General features: G+C 39.9%; 20 protein-coding genes. 1 reads left to right on the top strand and 19 read right to left on the bottom strand.

Annotated features, from left to right (window positions below; genetic code table 11):
- Positions 1 to 160: 160 nt before the first annotated feature.
- The 9 genes from deoD to GEZ85_RS07070 all read right to left on the bottom strand — a co-directional run bounded on the left by deoD (position 161) and on the right by GEZ85_RS07070 (position 8,746).
- On the bottom strand, positions 161 to 871 hold the full coding sequence (deoD, locus tag GEZ85_RS07110) for a purine-nucleoside phosphorylase (protein ID WP_000022091.1): 711 nt from the start codon (positions 869 to 871) through the stop codon (positions 161 to 163).
- A 401-nt stretch (positions 872 to 1,272) separates the two neighbouring features.
- Positions 1,273 to 2,556 carry a chloride channel protein gene (locus GEZ85_RS07105; RefSeq protein WP_153209899.1) on the bottom strand — a complete coding sequence of 428 codons (1,284 nt, stop codon included), beginning with the start codon at positions 2,554 to 2,556 and terminating at the stop codon, positions 1,273 to 1,275.
- A gap of 2 nt (positions 2,557 to 2,558) precedes the next feature.
- Entirely contained in the window at positions 2,559 to 3,368 is an 810-nt protein-coding gene (locus GEZ85_RS07100) for a purine-nucleoside phosphorylase (RefSeq protein ID WP_153209900.1), read from the bottom strand.
- Positions 3,365 to 3,925, bottom strand: a complete 561-nt coding sequence (locus tag GEZ85_RS07095; protein WP_153209901.1) for a DUF1697 domain-containing protein — start codon at positions 3,923 to 3,925, stop codon at positions 3,365 to 3,367. Before GEZ85_RS07095 ends, GEZ85_RS07100 begins: the two co-directional genes overlap by 4 nt.
- A 1-nt stretch (position 3,926) precedes the next feature.
- The gene (locus GEZ85_RS07090; RefSeq protein WP_153209902.1) at positions 3,927 to 5,138 is read right to left on the bottom strand and encodes a phosphopentomutase; all 1,212 of its coding nucleotides are present in this window, start codon (positions 5,136 to 5,138) and stop codon (positions 3,927 to 3,929) included.
- A 14-nt stretch (positions 5,139 to 5,152) separates the two neighbouring features.
- A complete protein-coding gene (gene rpiA, locus GEZ85_RS07085; RefSeq protein WP_322741441.1) occupies positions 5,153 to 5,836 on the bottom strand; it encodes a ribose-5-phosphate isomerase RpiA in 684 nt (227 codons plus the stop codon).
- A gap of 105 nt (positions 5,837 to 5,941) precedes the next feature.
- Positions 5,942 to 6,871, bottom strand: coding sequence for a peptidase U32 family protein (locus tag GEZ85_RS07080; protein ID WP_101785251.1), 930 nt, complete (start codon positions 6,869 to 6,871; stop codon positions 5,942 to 5,944).
- A gap of 125 nt (positions 6,872 to 6,996) precedes the next feature.
- Entirely contained in the window at positions 6,997 to 7,677 is a 681-nt protein-coding gene (locus GEZ85_RS07075) for an ABC transporter ATP-binding protein (protein ID WP_153209903.1), read from the bottom strand.
- 13 nt (positions 7,678 to 7,690) lie between these two features.
- A complete protein-coding gene (locus GEZ85_RS07070; RefSeq protein ID WP_153209904.1) occupies positions 7,691 to 8,746 on the bottom strand; it encodes an ABC transporter permease in 1,056 nt (351 codons plus the stop codon).
- A 358-nt stretch (positions 8,747 to 9,104) separates the two neighbouring features.
- Here GEZ85_RS07070 and GEZ85_RS07065 point away from each other — a divergent pair, with 358 nt between their 5' ends.
- Positions 9,105 to 9,392: a DUF3270 domain-containing protein gene (locus tag GEZ85_RS07065; RefSeq protein WP_004256528.1), complete on the top strand. Its 288-nt coding sequence runs from the start codon at positions 9,105 to 9,107 to the stop codon at positions 9,390 to 9,392.
- 33 nt (positions 9,393 to 9,425) lie between these two features.
- Here the strand turns inward: GEZ85_RS07065 and ciaH are convergent, their stop codons facing one another.
- From ciaH to GEZ85_RS07015, 10 genes are all read right to left on the bottom strand, one after another.
- Entirely contained in the window at positions 9,426 to 10,760 is a 1,335-nt protein-coding gene (ciaH, locus tag GEZ85_RS07060; protein WP_153209905.1) for a two-component system sensor histidine kinase CiaH, read from the bottom strand.
- Positions 10,750 to 11,424 carry a two-component system response regulator CiaR gene (ciaR, locus tag GEZ85_RS07055; protein WP_049542984.1) on the bottom strand — a complete coding sequence of 225 codons (675 nt, stop codon included), beginning with the start codon at positions 11,422 to 11,424 and terminating at the stop codon, positions 10,750 to 10,752. Before ciaR ends, ciaH begins: the two co-directional genes overlap by 11 nt.
- A gap of 108 nt (positions 11,425 to 11,532) precedes the next feature.
- Positions 11,533 to 14,079 carry a M1 family metallopeptidase gene (locus tag GEZ85_RS07050; RefSeq protein WP_153209906.1) on the bottom strand — a complete coding sequence of 849 codons (2,547 nt, stop codon included), beginning with the start codon at positions 14,077 to 14,079 and terminating at the stop codon, positions 11,533 to 11,535.
- 122 nt (positions 14,080 to 14,201) lie between these two features.
- Complete coding sequence (locus tag GEZ85_RS07045; RefSeq protein ID WP_084926469.1) at positions 14,202 to 14,642, bottom strand: ASCH domain-containing protein; 441 nt, start codon at positions 14,640 to 14,642, stop codon at positions 14,202 to 14,204.
- A gap of 32 nt (positions 14,643 to 14,674) precedes the next feature.
- Entirely contained in the window at positions 14,675 to 15,373 is a 699-nt protein-coding gene (locus GEZ85_RS07040) for a 3-oxoacyl-ACP reductase (protein WP_153209907.1), read from the bottom strand.
- A complete protein-coding gene (locus GEZ85_RS07035; protein ID WP_153209908.1) occupies positions 15,366 to 15,602 on the bottom strand; it encodes a DUF2829 domain-containing protein in 237 nt (78 codons plus the stop codon). Before GEZ85_RS07035 ends, GEZ85_RS07040 begins: the two co-directional genes overlap by 8 nt.
- A 112-nt stretch (positions 15,603 to 15,714) precedes the next feature.
- On the bottom strand, positions 15,715 to 16,530 hold the full coding sequence (locus GEZ85_RS07030) for an EbhA (protein ID WP_153209909.1): 816 nt from the start codon (positions 16,528 to 16,530) through the stop codon (positions 15,715 to 15,717).
- A 128-nt stretch (positions 16,531 to 16,658) separates the two neighbouring features.
- Positions 16,659 to 17,690, bottom strand: coding sequence for a DNA/RNA non-specific endonuclease (locus tag GEZ85_RS07025; RefSeq protein WP_153209910.1), 1,032 nt, complete (start codon positions 17,688 to 17,690; stop codon positions 16,659 to 16,661).
- Positions 17,691 to 17,797: 107 nt separating this feature from the next.
- Positions 17,798 to 18,613 (bottom strand): hypothetical protein, encoded by an 816-nt coding sequence (locus tag GEZ85_RS07020; RefSeq protein ID WP_153209911.1) that lies wholly within the window; start codon positions 18,611 to 18,613, stop codon positions 17,798 to 17,800.
- Positions 18,614 to 18,616: 3 nt separating this feature from the next.
- Positions 18,617 to 18,937 carry a PadR family transcriptional regulator gene (locus tag GEZ85_RS07015; RefSeq protein ID WP_153209912.1) on the bottom strand — a complete coding sequence of 107 codons (321 nt, stop codon included), beginning with the start codon at positions 18,935 to 18,937 and terminating at the stop codon, positions 18,617 to 18,619.
- Positions 18,938 to 19,163 lie beyond the last annotated feature (226 nt).

The raw sequence follows: 19,163 nt of genomic DNA, 5'->3' as shown, positions 1-19,163 counted from the left end.
CATATGATTCTTTCTAATGATAGTTTGGTCGCTTTTCATTATAGATGATATGGGACTTTTTTTCTACAACAAAATAGGCTCCATAATATCCATAGGGGATTTACCCACTACAAATATTATAGAGCCTATTTTACTTAAAATCAGGATTTTCTTTTACATTTTACTCTGCAATCAAGGTTTCCAAACCAACCTTCATCATATCTGTGAAGGTATTTTGGCGTTCTTCTGCAGTTGTGTCCTCATCTGGATTGACTAAACTATCAGAGATAGTCATGATAGCAAGGGCGTCAACATGATGTTGGGCTGCCAAATAGTAGAGAGCTGCCGCTTCCATTTCCACAGCCTTGACTCCCCATTTACCAAGCTCGATATTCTTTTCAAAGTAGTTTGAGTAAAAGACATCAGATGACAAAACGTTCCCAACGTGGGTTGTCATACCAAGTTCTTTAGCGATATGGTAGGCCTTGTCAAGCAAATCAAAGCTAGCAATTTGTGGGAAATCGTACTGTGGCCAGTCATTGCGGATAATGTTAGAGTTGGTTGCAGCTGCCTGCGCCAAAACTAATTCACGAACGTGAACATCTTCATTCAATGAACCTGCTGTTCCCACACGAATCAATTTTTTCACACCGTAGTCCACAATCAACTCACGCGCATAAATCGAAATCGATGGCATCCCCATCCCAGTTCCCATGACAGATACACGGTGGCCCTTGTAAGTACCAGTGTAACCAAACATGTTACGCACTTCGTTAAAACAAACAGCATCTTCAAGGAAATTCTCCGCAATAAACTTGGCACGAAGAGGATCCCCAGGAAGAAGAATTTTATCAGCAATTTCACCCTGCTGAGCAGCAATATGGATAGACATAATATAAGATACCAAACCCGTCAAAAAGCAAAGGAAAAATAGGAGTTGGGTGCAGTGAGCGATGCTCGCTAGACCAACTATCTTTTTCCCACTGCTTTTAGGGTGGGTTCAATTCCTTTCTTTCTTAATTTTGATGATATTGAGAAGATTAGAGCGGCTTCAATTCAATCCCGAACTCCCCTTCTCTTCTGAGTTTTTAGAAAAGTTTTCCGCTCGTGTTCAAATCAGAACACACGCTCTACCTTTCTTTTTATTATTTTTATATTTCATAGCTAGGAAAAATCGTATTCAATCATGACTCCGATAAACCTACTACATTTTTATTTAAAACAGTTATTGATAAACTGACAATAGTTTTTAATCTTTTAAGATAAATCCTTGATTAGAAGAAACGGCATTTCCTACCTAATTACTTTATTCTTTGACTTCTGACACAGTATGCTAGCCCAAGGAAAGCTATCTAACACTTTTGCAAAACCATAAGCTAGGAAAGCTGTTACTAAGAGATATGGAAGAGAATCTAAACCGATACCAGTGAAGCCTATTACTAATCCAGTTGCAGACCAGGGAGCCCTCAAAGTCACAGACAAAAAGCAAACCGACCCAAAAAGTAAAACGGTTGGCTGGCTATCCCCACCTAGAATCATACCCAAGAGACCAGCTCCAGCCATCCCCAAGGCAAAAGATGGCGTAAGTGTACCACCATAGGCCCCTGCCCAAAGGATAATAAGAACGACCACTGCTTTTAGGAAAAACATGAGAAGCACTGTTTGACCACTGCTACCATTTAAAATCTCCTGAGCCATCATGCGTCCATTGCCAAGTAGATGTGGAAAGGAACTTGCAAGACCAGCAAGAAAAAGAAAAGCTGTAGGCAATGTGAGAAGTACTCGTTTATCTTTTATCCTGTTTGAAGACACTTCTTTACTCAAGCGACCAAAAAGCCAAGCTAGTGGGGTTAAGAAAAGAAGTAATAAGGGAATAATCCACGTTTCCTTTAATGACCATGCAATGGCTGGAATCTGGTAGAGAGCCTGATCTGAAATAACCCAGCCTGCTATATAGGTTGAGACATAGGTAGTCAAACCGACTAAGACAAATCGTTTAATAGATAGAGCAATTCCTAAGGTTTCAAAAACAAAGAAGACACTTGTTAATGGAACCTGATAAACAGCAGCTAAACCAGCACCAGCACCACAAGCAAGGAGAAAGATTTGATCCTTCTTAGAGAGAAAACATATTTTTCCAATTGGCCCTGCAAATAGAGTTCCAATCTCTCGTGGCGCAGCTTCTTTACCAATAGGCGCTCCCCCTCCAACTGCAATAATCTGCCAAATTGAATGAAATAGCTGTCTTAAAAAATGAAGCTTGTATTGTGAAGTCTCATCCTTCATCTGAGCTTTGATGGAATAAATCTTAGACCCTTTTTGCAAGAAATACCAGACCAAGGTTGAGCCAAGACCCACGATCATTAAACTTAGTCCTATCCGTGAGGAGGAAACTCCATCTGTCAAAAATCCACTATGATGCTCTGACTGACCAAAAGCCAGCTCCTCCACCATCTCTAAAAGATAATGGAGTAATATACCAGATAAACCCGAAACTATTCCTTGTAGAATTACTGCTATGAATAATCTAAAATTATAAGGGATTTTTCGAAAAATACTCCTCAATTCTATTAACATGATTACAATTCAGCAAGAATCGCTTTAAGCAAGCCTTTGAAATCACCTTTAACACGTTCAGTCACTTCTACAACTTCTTCGTGGTTGAGTTCTTCTTGGAAACCAGCAGCATGGTTAGTAATACATGAAATACCGAGAACTTTCAAGCCTGAGTGAGCTGCCACAATAACTTCAGGAACAGTCGACATACCAACTGCATCTGCTCCCAGTGTCTTATAGGCGCGAATTTCTGCTGGTGTTTCATAAGTCGGACCAGTTACACCGATATAGACACCTTCATCAAGCTTGATACCAAGTTTCTTAGCCACTTCATGGGCAGTAGCACGGTATTCTGGTGTATAGGCTTTAGACATATCAGGGAAACGTGGACCAAAATCATCCAAGTTTTCACCCATCAATGGGTTCTGCCCCGTCATATTGATATGGTCTGAGATAGCCATCAAGGTACCAGGACCAAATCCGATACCACCAGCTGCATTGGTTACAATAACACCTTCACATCCAAGAACTTTCATGACACGTACTGGGAAAGTCACGACTTCCAGAGGATTGCCTTCGTAGAAATGGAAGCGACCTTGAAGAGCCAAGACCTTACGACCTGCAAGTTCACCATATACCAATTTACCAGCGTGTCCGACTACTGTAGAGCGGCCCCAGTTTGGAATCTCAGCATAGTCTACTACAACTGGATTTTCGATTTCTTCTGCCAGTTCTCCCAGTCCTGATCCAAGGATTAGACCAAACTCAGGGGCTGCAATCCCCTTGTCTCTCAGGAAGGCAGCTGTTTCATTGATTTTATCTAAAAATGTCATTGTGTGTCTCCTTTTTTAGTTTTTAGCATTTGACCGATTTTGTCAAAAGTTTTAGCATTGCGAATGGTAATGTGGCGATAGAATGACATCTTGAGCAGGTGCTTATGATAGGCTGTCTTAGAGTAGGATTCTTCAGAGAATTTCCCCCAGAAAATCCCAAGTTTACCAAAATGAAGAACTTCATCTTCCAGTTTCAAACTGCCTACTTTCTCTATGACTTGGTCCACATCTAAACCCTCCGTGTAGAAGAGGACATCTTTTCGAGCCAAATCTTTGGTCCACCAATCTGGCAGATTCTTCAGCTCTGCTTCATAGTTTTCCTGACTTAGCAAGGAAAAGCTCTGAATAAATGGATAATGGATTTCAAAGAATGCCTCTAACTTTTCAACCAATCGTTCTTTGGGGTCTGTCGAAGTAAAGAAAATATTGCCACTGTTGATGTAGGTCTCAACCTTTTCCAGTCCCAACTCTGTCAATTCTTGACGAAGTTGCGCCATGACAACCTTATTTTTCCCACCGACATTAATGCCCCTAACAAGTAAAGCATAGCGCATCATCTTATACCAATTTATCTAAGAAACTTTCCCCAATCATGGCAGTTTCCACACCAAAATTATCCGCAACTGTCGCTGAGATATCTGCAAAATGTCCAACTGGAATCAAACCGTTTCCTTTAAAGGCAGGGCTATAGGCCAAAAGTGGAATATATTCACGAGTGTGGTCTGTTCCTGCGTAAGTTGGGTCGTTCCCGTGGTCCGCAGTAATCAAGAGAAGGTCATTCTCTCTCATGGCTGCGATAATTTCAGGCAAGCGTTCATCGAACTCATGCAAGCAATCACGGTAACCATGAGCATTGCGACGGTGACCGTAAAGGGCATCAAAGTCAACCAAGTTTGTGAAGGAGAATCCTTTTTCAAATTCAGCAAGTCCCATGGTCTTCAATAATGTATCAATTCCGTGGCTGTTTGACTTGTTGTGTCCCATGTCATGATTGATTCCTGCACCGTTAAAGATATCGTTGATTTTACCAACAGCGTAAGTATCGATACCTGCTTCATTCAATTTATCCAAAACAGTTGGTGCAAATGGGGATACGGCCAAGTCACGACGATTTGCCGTACGAGTGAAGTTACCTGGCTCACCAACATATGGACGGGCAATAATGCGACCTAGAAGGGCAGGGCGCTCAAGGGTAATCGAACGAGCGTATTCACAGATACGGTACAATTCATCCAAAGGAATAATATCTTCGTGGGCAGCAATTTGCAAAACAGGATCAGCTGAAGTATAGATAATCAACTCCCCAGTTTCCATTTGACGTGGTCCAAAATCATCGATAACAGCCGTTCCTGAGTAAGGTTTGTTAGCTTCACGAATAACCTTGCGTCCTGAGAAATCTTCGATTTTTGTCAAAATTTCTTCTGGGAATCCGTTCCAGAAAGTATCGAAAGGCTCAGTAATGTTAAGTCCCATGATTTCCCAGTGTCCAGTCATAGTATCCTTACCAAGAGATACTTCTTCCAATTTTGTTGCATATCCTGTTGGATTGCTTTCAGCTGGAACAGTCTTAAGAGGAGTTTCTCGAGGAATATTTCCAAGACCAATTTTAGCCATGTTTGGGACATTCAAACCAACTGCTTTTGAAATGTGTCCCAGTGTGTCAGAAGCTCCATCTGGAACCCCTGCATTGACAAAGTTATTAGCATCTGGTGCAGCACCGATTCCTACAGAATCCAGTACCACCAAGTGAATACGATTAAATTTTGACATAGTGTATCTCCTTATTATTTTGCTTTGCTTGAAGTTAAAATCTGAACTCCGTCTCGTCCAGCAACGATGACCTTATCCACCATTTTGTTGAATAAGCCGTGCTCTACAACACCAACGACATGGTCCAATTCTTGTCCGAAAGTAATTGGATCTTCGATGACATCCAAGGCAAGGTCAATGATAAAGTTCTGCATATCGGTCACAAAACGTTGGCCATCTTTTTCACGGAAACTTGGTTTGTAGCCAGCTCGCTCAAAACGACGAAAGACTTGTTCTGCGCCATACTGAACCACTTCTACAGGCAATTTAAAAGCACCTAGTTTGTCGACCAGCTTGCTTTCATCCACTACCCAAATGTAGTCTTTTGAGGGCGTTGCCACAACCTTCTCCATGAGAAGGGCACCACCACCGCCTTTGATTCCGTTAAACTGATTATCCACTTCATCCGCCCCGTCGACTGTCACATCGACAAAGTCTACTTGGTCAATAGACTTGAGTGGGATATTAAGCCCTTCAGCCTGTTTACTAGTCACACTAGAAGTCGTTACAGCTGTAATCTGTAACCCTTCTTCCTTGATACGACGACCAATTTCTTCGACAAAATAATAGGCAGTAGAACCCGTTCCCAGTCCGACAACCATGCCATCATTGACAAATTCAGCAGCCTTGATACCTGCCATTTTCTTCAGATTTTCCACTCAAACACCTCCATTAAAGAGCTACCTCTATTATACCATGTAAAGGCTTTTATTTCATGGATACACTAGAAAAACCCGAACATTTTTATTTCGGGTTTTGATGTCCTATTTAACCATATCAGGATCGTAGTCATAAAATCCTGTATCAAGAAAACGGTTTTTAGGGTGAAGTTTACGAACTTCTTCATCCAGCAAGAAAGCTTGGTCATGGCTAAAGTTGCCCTCTTGGATCAAGCTACGCGCTTGGATAAAGAGTTTTGCAATCTCAACAAAGTTCTGACCAGGTGTATAGAGACCTTCTAATTTCCAGTGAGTAAAACCATGCTCGACCAATTCTGTCAATTTGGTCATCAAATCAAGGTCATTGTTGGCAAAGATATGGGTACCATGATTGTCTTCAAAAATGGAATAGTGGCTCTCTGGGTCGCTTGGTTCAGCCAAGAAGAGGTCACGTTTACGCGTCTTTTCATCATCGATATGCGTAAAGTTATAGTAGTTTTGCAAGAGTGGACGTTTAGAATGGTGAATAACACTAGCACCGTAAACCAAAACTTCAGCAGGAATTTCCAAAATCTCTGGCATTTTGAAAAGTTCAGCTGATGGAATTTCACGCGCCAAAACAGCCTCAGATGCGCCAGCCTTTTGTCCCCAGAAGTTAATCTGACGGCTGCTAGTTACCATAGTTGAGGCATCGTAGATAGTCTTAAATGAATAACCATCGCGATTGACTACGTAAAAAACGCCTGCATCCCCAATCGTAATGTAGTCTGTCTTGATTTCTTCCAAAAAGTCTAAGAAAGGCTTGATACGGTCCATCATATCTTGGTGCATGAGTGCATTAACCGCAACAATCAATTCCTTATCAGCATCATGAACCAGCTTAGCGATTTCACGCAATTGGTCATGACTAAAAGTTGTTGGCAGACGAAGGCCAAAATCTTTCTCACCAACATAGATACGGTCTACGCCAGCTTCGAGCAGTTGTTTAACTTGTTCAATACTTTCAGCAGTTGCTGTAATAATAATCTTTTCCATAAGAAAAATTATACCACATTTCTGCAAAATCAGCTATGAATACTGGGAGTTTTACAAAAAGTCCGTCTTATTTTTAAATTTTGAAATTAAAAAGTGGACAGTATCCAATACCGTTCACTCTCTTTTTATGCATGTGTTTCTTCAACTAGGTGACCATCATTCATGACATAAATTCGGTCAAACTTATCAAGGAGGCGTGTATCATGTGTAATCATGACAACTCCTCTACCCTGTTCGTGGGCAATGGCCGACAACATCTCCGTAACTTGGTAGGCACGCTCGGTATCCAGACTGGCTGTTGGCTCATCGGCAAGCACAATGCTTGGATTGTTATAGAGGGCTCTAGCAATCGCAGCCCGTTGACGTTCACCACCTGATAAAGCCTTGGGATACTGATCTTGTACCTTTTCCAAATCCAACAAGTCCAGTAACTCTTTTCGATCACTTTTACTATTTTTTCCCTTATCCAGTCTGTCAATCAAATCCAGCTGTTCTTTGACCGTTAGAAAAGGAATTAAGTTTGAAGCCTGAAGAATAAAGCCAAACTCTCTAAAACGGAGGTCTGTTTTCTCCTTCTCCGTCAAACTGCCTGTTTCCTTCCCCTTAACTAAAATCTTTCCACTCGATGCTTCCTGAAGTTGGCCTAGAGTCGTTAGAAAGGTCGTCTTTCCAGAGCCTGAAGGCCCAACGATAGCCACGAACTCTCCCGCATTTAGCTGAAAATTCGTCTCATGTAGAGCTATGACTTTCATCTTTCCTTCCCCGTACGTTTTTGTCACTTGAGTCATTTCAATCAATGCTGTCATACTATTCTCCTTATCAGTCTGCAATCGCAGTAATCGGGTCCACCTTTAGCAAGCGTGGAAGTGAAATGACACCACCTAGCATGGCCATCAAGCAAATCACCAAGCTTAGGACAGAATAGGCTAACCAACTTGGGTAGAAAAAGAAGGTAGCTGGCAAGACTAAAATCACTCCTCCAATAGCAAGCAAGGCTAAAGCGATCCCCATACCAGCTAGGAAGAAGATTTGACAGAAAAGAGACCATACAATGGTTTTGATCTGTATTCCCTGAGCCCGCATTATTCCATAAAGTCCTAGTTTTTGTATGGTAATGATATAAACAAATATACCCACAATCAAGCCTGTGATGACAATCATAGCAATAATCATCCCTGAAAATACATTCACCTGAGGTGTGTAACCAGGAATTTTCGAAATCATTTTGGGAATAGAAATTTGTTTCAGTCCATCGCCAGCCACTTCTATATCATTTTTCAATACCAAGGCAGAAATCGATTTATTTGATTTTAAAGTTCCTTGTAAGGTCCAATAAGTTGTCAGACTCGTAAAGACAACAGGCTCGGTGAAAAATTTATTTCCTTGGGTCAGGCCTACAATCTTGTACCTTGCCTCGCTTCCATTGAGTTGAATGGCATCACCTAGCTTGATTCCATAATTCTCGAAGGACTGATCCACGACCACTTCGTCATCCCCTTCAGGATATCGGCCCTCCGTCAAACTAGGAGAGATAAAAGCGTCCCACTCCTGAGCAAAGATGGAAACATTGATCTTTTCACTATCATCGACTAGATTGGTCACAGCGAACATATAACCCAGTGGAGTAGCCTCCTCAGAACTCTTTTCCTTATAGTCCTTTTCAGGAATAAAAGATGCTGTCAAATTATCATTTGCATAGTCAGATAAAACTATACCCGTCGCTTGCCAATTATCAATAGCAGCCCGATTGTTTCGCACAAGTCCAAGAGCTAAACTAGTCATAAAAAAGACCATAAAAGCAATGAGAAAAATGGTAGTTAGAATCAAACTATATCGAAGTTTGTTTCGTAATATTTCTTTGATAGCAAGATACATGCTTATCTCCTTTAACTTTTCAAGAGGTATCGATTAGACACCCCACTACTATAAAAATAGGAGACAGAAAATCTGTCTCTGTATTCAAAACAAATCTCACTAATCAAATTAAATAAAATCAAGAAAATAAGGAAAGAAATTTTCGTAAAAAAGAATCATTTGGTAGCTCTATTCCCTTGCTAATATAAGCAATTATGAATATTAATAAGTATTTGGTGTCCATCCATCCTATCATTTTCACATTATGGTGTCAAGAAAAGTGATTTTGAAAAGGGACTTTATTCTTATTGTAACCTTTCTGTAATAATTCTCTGCTGAAAAAATGATAAAATAGGTATGTACTGTTAAGGAGAGAATAATGCCCGTAAGAAAATTACAATCCTATGAGGTAGACTATCAAGAAGAATTAAGCCAGCAGGTTCCTCGCTATCAAGATTATACACCTGAAGCGCAATCTGATGCCAATCTCAAGGAAATCCTATTTTTTGTTAATATCGCTGTTTTTTGTATCTGTATTGCTATCTTTAGTTTTATCTTTTTAGCATTAAAACTATCAACTGCTCTTGCATTTGCCGCAGCAATCGGATCCAGCTTACTTGTTTTAAAAGTTCAACGGTCTATCATCAAACGAAAACGTAGAAGATAAATCCAAAATATCGCCCCGTCTGGAGCGATATTTTTATTTTTTCTTTTTAGATGGTGTGTGGATGGCAATCTTCACTTCAAAGATTGTTCCCTTTGGTTTATTATCTTTAACAGTAATGGTTCCTTTTAGGGCATCTACAATTTGCTTGGCTAGGGATAAACCTAAACCAAAACCACCTTTTTGACGGGTTCTAGCCTTGTCCACTCGATAAAAACGATCAAAAATTTTCTTCTTATCTTCCGCGGAAATACCGACTCCATTATCGGAAACTAGCAAATACAGATTACGATCAGTCGCTGAAATCATAAAATCAATTTCACCATCTTCTTCAGTATACTTGACAGCATTATCAAATAGGATAGTCATCAACTGCTTCAAGAGAAGCTGATCTGTGACAATCGTGCGATGGATGCGATTTTCAAAACGGAAGACACGGTCATTTTCAGAAGCAATCATCTCATAGTTTGTGAAAGTCGTGTTAAAAAAGCTAGTTGGAACTTCTGCAAGTTCTGGCTTAATTCCATCATCTCGTCGAGCTAAGTTCAGCAAGTTTGTCGTCAAAAAACGCATATTTCGGACTTCTTCCAAACTCGATGCAATGCTTTCACTCACATCCATAATGGTAGCTTCTGGCTTACGGAAAAGGGTCTCTAAACGATTTTGCAGAACTGCAAGTGGAGTTCGTAACTCATGACTGGCATTTTCCACAAAGGACTGCTGCTTCTGCATGCTCTCAAGCAGAGGACGAACACTGACTCGAGCTAGATAGAGACTGGCAAGTAAAGACAAAATCCAGAAACTAGCCATCACAACCACAATCAATTGTTCATGCTTTTGACTAGCCTGCTCCAACTGACTGGTATTAATCAAGACAGCCGCATACTTGATATTGGTTGAAACCGAACTAATATTCGTTTCCATCAATATCATGCGATAGATTTCTTCTTGTCCATAGCTATTAAAAACCTGAATCTGGTAGATATGGCCTAGTTCTTTCTTTTCTAACTTAATCTTATCCAATCCCAAAAATCGATTTCCAGAAAGGAGTTGGGTAAAATTTTTATCAAAAAGAATGACTTCTGTGTTGGAACTGACATTCGGTTTTACTTCAGTCTTGCTAGTATCTGTAGCCGCATTCTCTAAGTCTTTAATCTCTTCTGTTGCCCTATTTACTGCCAGCTGAATAACTGCTTGAGGATTTTCACTCAGTCCATGAAGCTTATCATCCACCGAAGTATAAAGACTCGAATGCATGACCTGCAAAATAATCAGAGTCATTGTAGAGAAAATCAGAGTGAAGACACCAAAGTTGCGGATAAAATAACTAAAGTCATCCGCATACCATGTTTTTTTTAGTTTACTGAACATCTTTTAAAATATACCCAACACTGCGCAAGGTTTGCAAATTCTCTGCAAAAGTGGTTCCTTTTAATTTCTTACGGACTTTTGAAACATAGACTTCGACAACTGAAATCGTTGTGTCACTATCAAATCCCCATAGACGATCAAAAATCTGAGTCTTGGGCAAAATAACATTTTGATTTTGAAGGAAATAAACTAATAAATCGAACTCTTTCCCCAACAATTCGACAGGAGTATCTTCGACTTTAACGGTATTGGTTGACAAATTAACCACAATATTTCCATAAGTCAAGCTGTTTTCATTAAATTTACCTGAACGTTTGAGAAGGGCTTGAATCCGCATTTTGAGTTCTTCTAGGTAGAAAGGTTTAGTCAGATAATCATCCGCTCCCAGTTCAAATCCATGTCCCTTATCATCCAAACTTTCCTTGGCAGTCATGATCAGAACTGGAGTCGTAATCCCCTTTTCACGCAATTCTTTCAAGACTTGGAAGCCATTTTTTTCAGGCAACATTAGATCGAGCAAAATCAAGTCATAAACGCCACTCTCAGCTTCGTAGAGACCTTCTTCCCCATCAAATACCTGCATGACATCCGCAAAATCGTCTAAAAAGTCAAATACTGAATTTGACAGGCCTAGGTCATCCTCAACTAATAAGATTTTTATCATGAGAAACTCCTCCTTATTAAAACCATTATACCAAATTTGCCTTAAAAAAAACTCAACTCTCTGCATTTTACATGAGATAGCTGAGTTTTCTTTTTATTTTAGGCTTATTTATGCATTTCCGTATTGAAGAACAACTGCTTCCACTGCAGCTTTTTCACGGTTAATCAAGTCAACACGCGCTGCAATTTCCTTGATTCCCATACCGATGTTACGGCTAAGAGCAAGATCAGAAAGTTGTGGCTCAAAGAATTCCTTATATTCCGCCAAGCGTTGCTCTGTCTTAAATACATGAGCAGGAAGGATAACAAAGCTATCAAAGCTCATATCTCCTCCAAGAGCTGCCTTGATCCAAGCCCAGTTTTCACGAGCCCAAGACCATGCTGTTTCCTGAGTTGCTTGATGGTTTAAGAACTGGAAGTACCAAGCAGACAAGTCTTGTGGTTTGACCACAAATTTGTCCTTCCAAGAAGCAATCAAGGTTTGAATATTTTCGGCATCTGTACTGTATGCAAGAGCTCCTGCCAACTGGCGCTTGAAGACCGCATCCGTCGCATGAGTGTAAAGGTCAAGATAAATGGCTACCAATTCCTTAGTCTCGTGATGTTTCATTTCATTGATTAGGACTTGGGAACGAATAGCTGCTGGAAGTCCTGCAAGCTGATCCTTGTGAGCCGCGAAGATTTGGCTAGCGACTTGACTAGCTTCTGCATCATTTGAACGAATCATCATAGAAACAGCCAACTGACGAACCAATTCATCCTCATCTGATTCTCCATCTTTAGCTTCAAAACCAAGACGGTCATAGTTGTGACGAGCCAATTTAGCAACCAATTCTTTGAAGGCTCTTTCGGCTTCTGTTCCTTCATCGATAAAGCGCTCTAGGGCAGAAATCACTTGAGAAACAGCTGAAACGACAAGGTAAGATTCTTCTTTAGCAAGTTTATCAAGGACTGGGAGCAAGTCAGCATAAGAAATGTGCCCCGCTTCAGCAAGCAAACGACGTTCTTGAACGATTTGAAGTTTACTTGTGTTATCAAGCTCAACTAGGTCAGCAAGAACAGCATCTAACAAGTCTCCTTGATAGTCTGTAATATAGTGGGCTGTATTTTCAGTATTGAAACGAAGAGCTCCTTCATTTTCAGCAAGAAGGGCTGCGTAGCCTGGAATTTCGATGCTTTCAGTTTCAAGTGTATCAGGCAAGCCTTTCCAGTTGCTATTGAGTGGCACAACCCAGAGACGGTTCTTGTCTTCGTTCTCACCGATAAAGAATTGTTTTTGTGAAATCTTCAAAACATCATTTTCAACTTTGACAGTGAGAACTGGGTAACCAGGCTGTTCCAACCAAGAATCCATAAAGGCTGCGACATCACGTCCAGACGCTTGACCAAGGGCATCCCAAAGATCACGACCAATTGTATTGCTGTACTGATGTTTTTCAAAGTAGGCATGCAAACCTTTGGCAAAATCGGCATCACCCAGCCAACGACGAAGCATGTGCATGAGGCGACTTCCTTTGGCATAGACGATAGCTCCGTCAAAGAGTGTATTGATTTCATCTGGGTGTTTGACTTCGACGTGAACTGACTGAACTCCATCAGTCGCATCGCGTTCAAGAGCGTGAGGCACTCCACCTGTTTGGAAATCTTCAAAAATATTCCAGCTTGGCTCAATGGCATCCACACAGACATATTCCATCATGTTAGCAAAGCTTTCATTGAGCCAAAGGTCATCCCACCATTTCATAGTAACGAGATTGCCAAACCATTGGTGAGCCAATTCATGTGCCACAACAAGGGCAACTTGTTGGCGACTAGCAAAAGTTGAGTTCTCATCTACAACCAAGCAAACTTCACGGTAGGTCACAAGACCCCAGTTTTCCATAGCACCTGCTGAGAAGTCAGGAAGGGCGATATGGAGAGATTGAGGGATTGGGTATTTGACTCCGTAGTAATCTTCGTAAAACTCGATGGAGCGAACGGCGATGTCCAGTGAGAAATCAAGGTTAGATAATGGGTGAGCTTTGGTTGAGTAGACACCTACAAGGGTACCGTTTTTAGTTTTAGCCGTCACACCTTGCAAATCACCCGCAACAAAGGCTAACAAGTAAGAAGACATGCGAGGTGTTGTTTCAAACTTCCAGATACCTGTTTCCTTGCGGTTTTCCACATCAATCTCAGGCATGTTAGACAAGGCCACTTCACCTTCTGCTTGGTCAAAACGTAGAGAGAAATCAAAAGTTGCCTTGGCTTCAGGCTCATCCACACATGGGAAGGCTTCGCGCGCAAAATGGCTCTCGAACTGAGTAGACAATACTTCCTTCTTGACTCCATCAACTGTGTAGTAAGATGGGTAAATCCCTGTCATGTTGTCTGTAATTCTTCCTGAGAAAGCGATAACCACTTCAACTTGACCTGCTTCAGCAAGTTCAATATGAAGGGCTTCATTGTCATGGTCAACTGTAAATGGGCGAGCTTGACCTGCAACTTCTACAGTGGCGATTTCCAAGTCTTTTTGGTGGAGGGAAATACGGTCACTCTGTGCTTGACCACTAATAGTCACCTTTCCTGAAAAAGTCTTGGTCTCACGACTCAAGTCTAAAAATAAATCATAATGTTCAGGAACAAATTGCTTAATAAAATGTTCAACTGCTTGCATAGTTTTCTCCTATTCTAAGTTTAAGAGCTAGAGCTCTTCTTCAAACAAACTTATTATATCATGTTTTGCTTAAGAAAAAAGGATTGGACGGCGATTTCCAAAACTTTCTTCCTTCTAATAGCCTACAGTGGGTAGACCTTGCGAAATTCTTCTAAAACAACCTTGCTTTCAGGTGTAAAAGTCAGTCCTGCTTCTCTCAGCCACTCGGCAAAACAATCCTCATGAACCTGACGCCAATAGGCTAGGGATTTGTCACCTTCTCCTTCCTTAAAGGCATGTTGAGCAGAAACTTGATTGAAGGGCTGGACAGAAACCTTTGTAATTTCGACAATACAGACAGCCTGATTTTGACTATCTAAAATGACATCAAAAGTTCCTTCTTGAGGAAGAGACTCGGCTTCTAGTGCATAGAGGTCGTAGGCTGATGCTGTTGCTGTTTTTTCGCCTTTTAAAACCAAATCTGCTAAAAGGTCTGGTTCCACTCCAAAAGCCCAAGCATCGATTTCATCTCCTATAGAGGGGTTAATTTTCTTGTAGGCATTCCACATTTCTTGCGGTGTCATGGGTTCCTCCTTTTTATTAAATTTTATTCTACCTACTTCAAAGACCAGCCACCATCAATAGTCAAAATTTGTCCCTGCATGGAGCTCGCTTTCCCACTTGCTAAGAAAAGGCTAATTTCTGCTACTTCCTCTGGCTCAATCCAGCGTTTGATTGGGGTTTCACTAGCCACCCAGTCAGCCAATCCACCTGGCTCAAAATCCGCAGCGGTCATAGCTGTCTTGACGGCTCCTGGAGCGATACCAAATACCTGAATCCCATCTTCTGCATAGTCTAGAGCCAACTGCTTGGTAAAGCCAGCTAGGGCGTGCTTTGAGGAGGTATAAGCGTGTCCACCACCACCTGCTAGGCTAGAAGCAATGGAGCACATATTGATAATGATTCCTTTTTTATTCTCCAGCATTTGTGTCAAATAATGCCGAGTCAACTCAACAGGAGTCACATAGTTGATTTCAAAAATCTCTTGAATTTCCTGGGCTGATTGCACCAAAAGTGGTTTATAATCATCCAAAACTCCAGCAGTATTGCACAAAACATCAACCTGAGGACACCAGTCAAAAATAGGCTCCAAGTCCAAGGTCAAATCTCTCTGTAAAAAATGGAAATCACCTTGTAGGAATGGATTTTCACCTTGGTCCACTCCATAAACTTGATAGTCCTTCTCTAAAAAAAGTCGAGCCTGAGCCAATCCGATACCTGAACTCACTCCTGTAATGAGTACACGTCTAGCCATGCACTTCTACCCAATCTGTCGCCAAAACATCACAAGGTGTCGGGCTCCACATGGAAAAACCTTCCCCTTCTCCAGACACGTTGATTAGGAAATAAGGTGTCACTTCAAGTGCAATCCCGTTTTGTTCAATGGTGTCAAAAAGTTGGACATAGTTTTCAGCACCTCCCCAACCAGTACGTACATATTTTTTCTTAGCCTTTAAGCCTGGCAGGATTTCTTCAAATGTCATGTTATTCTCCTTTGATTTTACATTCTTCATTTAATTATAACAAAAAACCGCTTTGCAACGGCTTTTTGACTGTATATTAGTTAAATAAACTAATAGCTATCCAATTTTTTAATTATTTAAGTTCAATCAGTTTATTATAAATTTTTTCAGTTAACTCTTTCTGCTGTGTTCCTGTTAAATAATGTGAAGTACGAATTAAAACTGTTCCATAAACATAGTGCGAACCAGGATTTAAAGCAGTACCATCAAATGCGCTAATATATGTGTTGCGTTTCTCAGATTCTTCTTTTGTCTTATACACCTCTACATTTCCACCAGCATCATTTCCTTTCTGAACAATATCAGATCCCTCTACTGAATGTGTAACTTGATTGTCAACAAAATATACAGACGCTGTATACCCACCTTGTTTATTCAATTTATTATTTGGATCGTTATTTTCAGTAACAGACTGTACTCCTGTAATTGAAGAAATTTCTTTGAGTCTTTCTTCAACAAAAGTATTAGATGGATTTGTAATTTGTTTTAGCTGAAGAATACTATTTTGATAAAGAGTCTGTTTGTCAGATAAATTCTTTTTTGTTTCACTATAGTCTAATGGTTTACTTAATTCTTCTATTTGTTCCTCAATATTAGCAGTCGCTTTCTCCATTTCTGGTACCTTACGAAGTGAATTTTGACTATCTTCAATTGCTTTTTTTAATTCTTCTAATTTTTTTGAATCCAATGGCTCTTCGCCAATTTCAATTACCTTCTCAGCCTCAGCTATTTGGTCTTCAACCTCTTTATTTTTGTCTTTTAAATCTCTAACTGTATCTTCAAACTTAGTTACAGCAGCCCTGTAGGGGACATAAGATAAAAAATAATATCCCAAACCTGAAATTCCTACAATAAGACACATTGACAATATAATTATTTTTTTCTTCATTTTAATCTCCAAAAAATATTTAATATCTTCATAATTCTACTATATTACCCCAAAACAAGCAACAAAAAAAACCGCTTTGCAACGGCTTTTTGAAAATGATTTATTCTATTCTTCCATCATTTACATGATTACCAAGTTAATCCAGCTGCTTTAATTTCTTTCTTAGAGGCATACTTGCCATTTGGTTTATGCCATCTTCCTCTGGAATCTTTGAAATAACCACCTGAATTTGCTGCTTGCGTGTTTGATTCCTGACTCTCTTCCTTTTCTTGTTCTGCTTGACGAGCCTTTTCTTCCTCTTCTTTCGCCTTCTTCTCAGCTTCTGCTTTTTCCTCCGCCTCTTTCTTAGCTTTTGCCTCTTCTTCCTTCTTAGCCTTTTCTTTTTCTTCTTTTACCTTAGCATCTTCAACTAGATTTTTAGCAGTTCCGTCCAAATAGTTAATTTCTGCATTAGCCGAAACATTATCTAAAATGACATGCGTCACAGAATACTTATCCACCTTTTCCTTACTGCTACCCAACTTAATTTCTAATAGCTTACCATTTTCATCAATCCCTACATATTGCAACCCAATCTGTCTAGGAATAAGCTCATCATTTTGATAAATTGGCGTCACCTTGTAATCAAGATAGTAGTTTGGATGATTAGCGAGCCATGAATCCAACCGATTTTCATAGTAAAGTATACTATTCTGGTTATGTTCATCCGTTCCAGAATAGTTTCCAGCATTGAGCCAGTTAGTCATAGGGACCAAGTTTTTCTTTTCATCGTTCAATCCACTAAACTGATATCCAATCAAATGGCCTCTACTCATTAACCAAGCTTCTTCCCGGCCATCTCCGTAAAAGAATTTATAGTTGTGCCACCCTACCGGATCATAGGTCAATTTTGAATCTCTTTTCTCAGTTGGCTCATCACTATCCTTTAGCTGAATATGAGCACCCGTCGCACGATTTTTAGAATCCAGTTCTCCAAGTTCAAGCTGTTTTTCACTTTTAAACGGCAATAGACCAGCTTCTTTAAACAACTTTTCATCAAACTTAGCTTGTTTTTGTTCCACTTTTGCTTCTGAAACTTTTGTCTCTTTCTTATGACCAGAACAAGCCGCCAAAGTAAAGACTGATAAAAAGGCTAGACTCGCATAAACCAACTTCTTCATATTTAACATCCTTACGCATTTTTATTCCATTTTACTATAATATATCAAAACAATCAATCGTATCATATATCATTATTGTTAAAAACCACTTTACAACGGCTTTTTGACTATATTTCACTCCATACTATCTTCTTAAACCCACGGAAAAAGAGAAAGACTCCAATAAAGAGGATAGCTAAAGGAATAATCTTTGTAAGAAAAACATTTGAAATTCCCATCCACTCATAGTAACGGAGCAGAGAACCTACAATAAGGTGGGCAACAATCATACTGTTAAAAGGACGAAAAAACGCTTCTTTCCAATTCCAAATACTGATGACTAGAGAAAGCGTAAAGACAAGGAAACTATCCCAGGGAGCAGGAAGATAAAATGCTCCTTCTTGTACAAAACTTCCTATTCCTACATATCCCAGAACAACTAGCAGAACAAGAATCCCAACGACAATATAGGTGCCAATTTTCATTTTAGAAGAATCTTGGACTAAACTCCATCGTAAGATTGTGGCTACAAGCCAAAATCCAATCAAAAAAAGAAGAAGTTGCCCTAAAAACGTAAGCAAATTGACTGCTAAGAGAGGACCTTTAGAAAAATCACCCAGTAGATGATAGTAACGTAATATCGCTAGGACAAAAATTGGTGTCAAAAGGGACTCCTTGATCGAACTGCGTGGCGCTTCCTTGAGAATCTCTTTCATTATTTTTTTAGGATTCTTACCTAGATAATCCTCTGCACTCATGCCATCTCGTTCTGCTTCTGAGAAATCTAACATCATCAAATAGATTTGCTCTCTGAGATAGTCCTCATCATAGAGAAATCCAGCAAGATTAAAACTATCCCACAGCTCCTCAAAATACTGCTGATTCTCCTCAGAAAACTCATGCAACAAAGCGCTTGTTTCTTCATAATACTTCATTTTCTTCATGGTTTAACCCCCGTTCTTAATCCTTTCTACTTTTTGACTCAAATCATCCCATTGTTGCCAAAAGATCGAGACACGCTCTTCTCCTTCTTTGGTTAACGAAAAATACTTCCGATCTGGACCATCTGGCGACGGACGCATGTCGCCTCTAATCCATTGATTTTTTTCTAACTTTTGCAACAAAGGATAAATAGTTCCTGGAACGATAGTATCAAAGCCAGCCTCTCGCAAAGTCTGAACCAACTCATAACCATATCGCTCTTTTTTAGCAATCATATCCAAGACACAACCTTCAAGAACACCTTTTAATAGTTGAGTTTCCTTCATCCCTTCTCCCTTCTAATCTACTTTGTAATACCTACTAGTAGTTTCATATATAATATACCACTTCCACACTAGTTTGTAAAGCATAATAGTTAAATAAAAAGGCTCTATAATATTTGTAGTGGGTAAATCCCCTATGGATATTATGGAGCCTATTTTGTTGTAGAAAAAAAGTCCCATATCATCTATAATGAAAAGCGACCAAACTATCATTAGAAAGAATCATATG

This window comes from Streptococcus mitis (assembly GCF_009496205.1).
GTDB lineage: Bacteria > Bacillota > Bacilli > Lactobacillales > Streptococcaceae > Streptococcus > Streptococcus mitis_BN.
The sequence above is the reverse complement of the archived record's forward strand: the minus strand, read 5'-3'. Positions and strand labels throughout refer to the sequence as shown.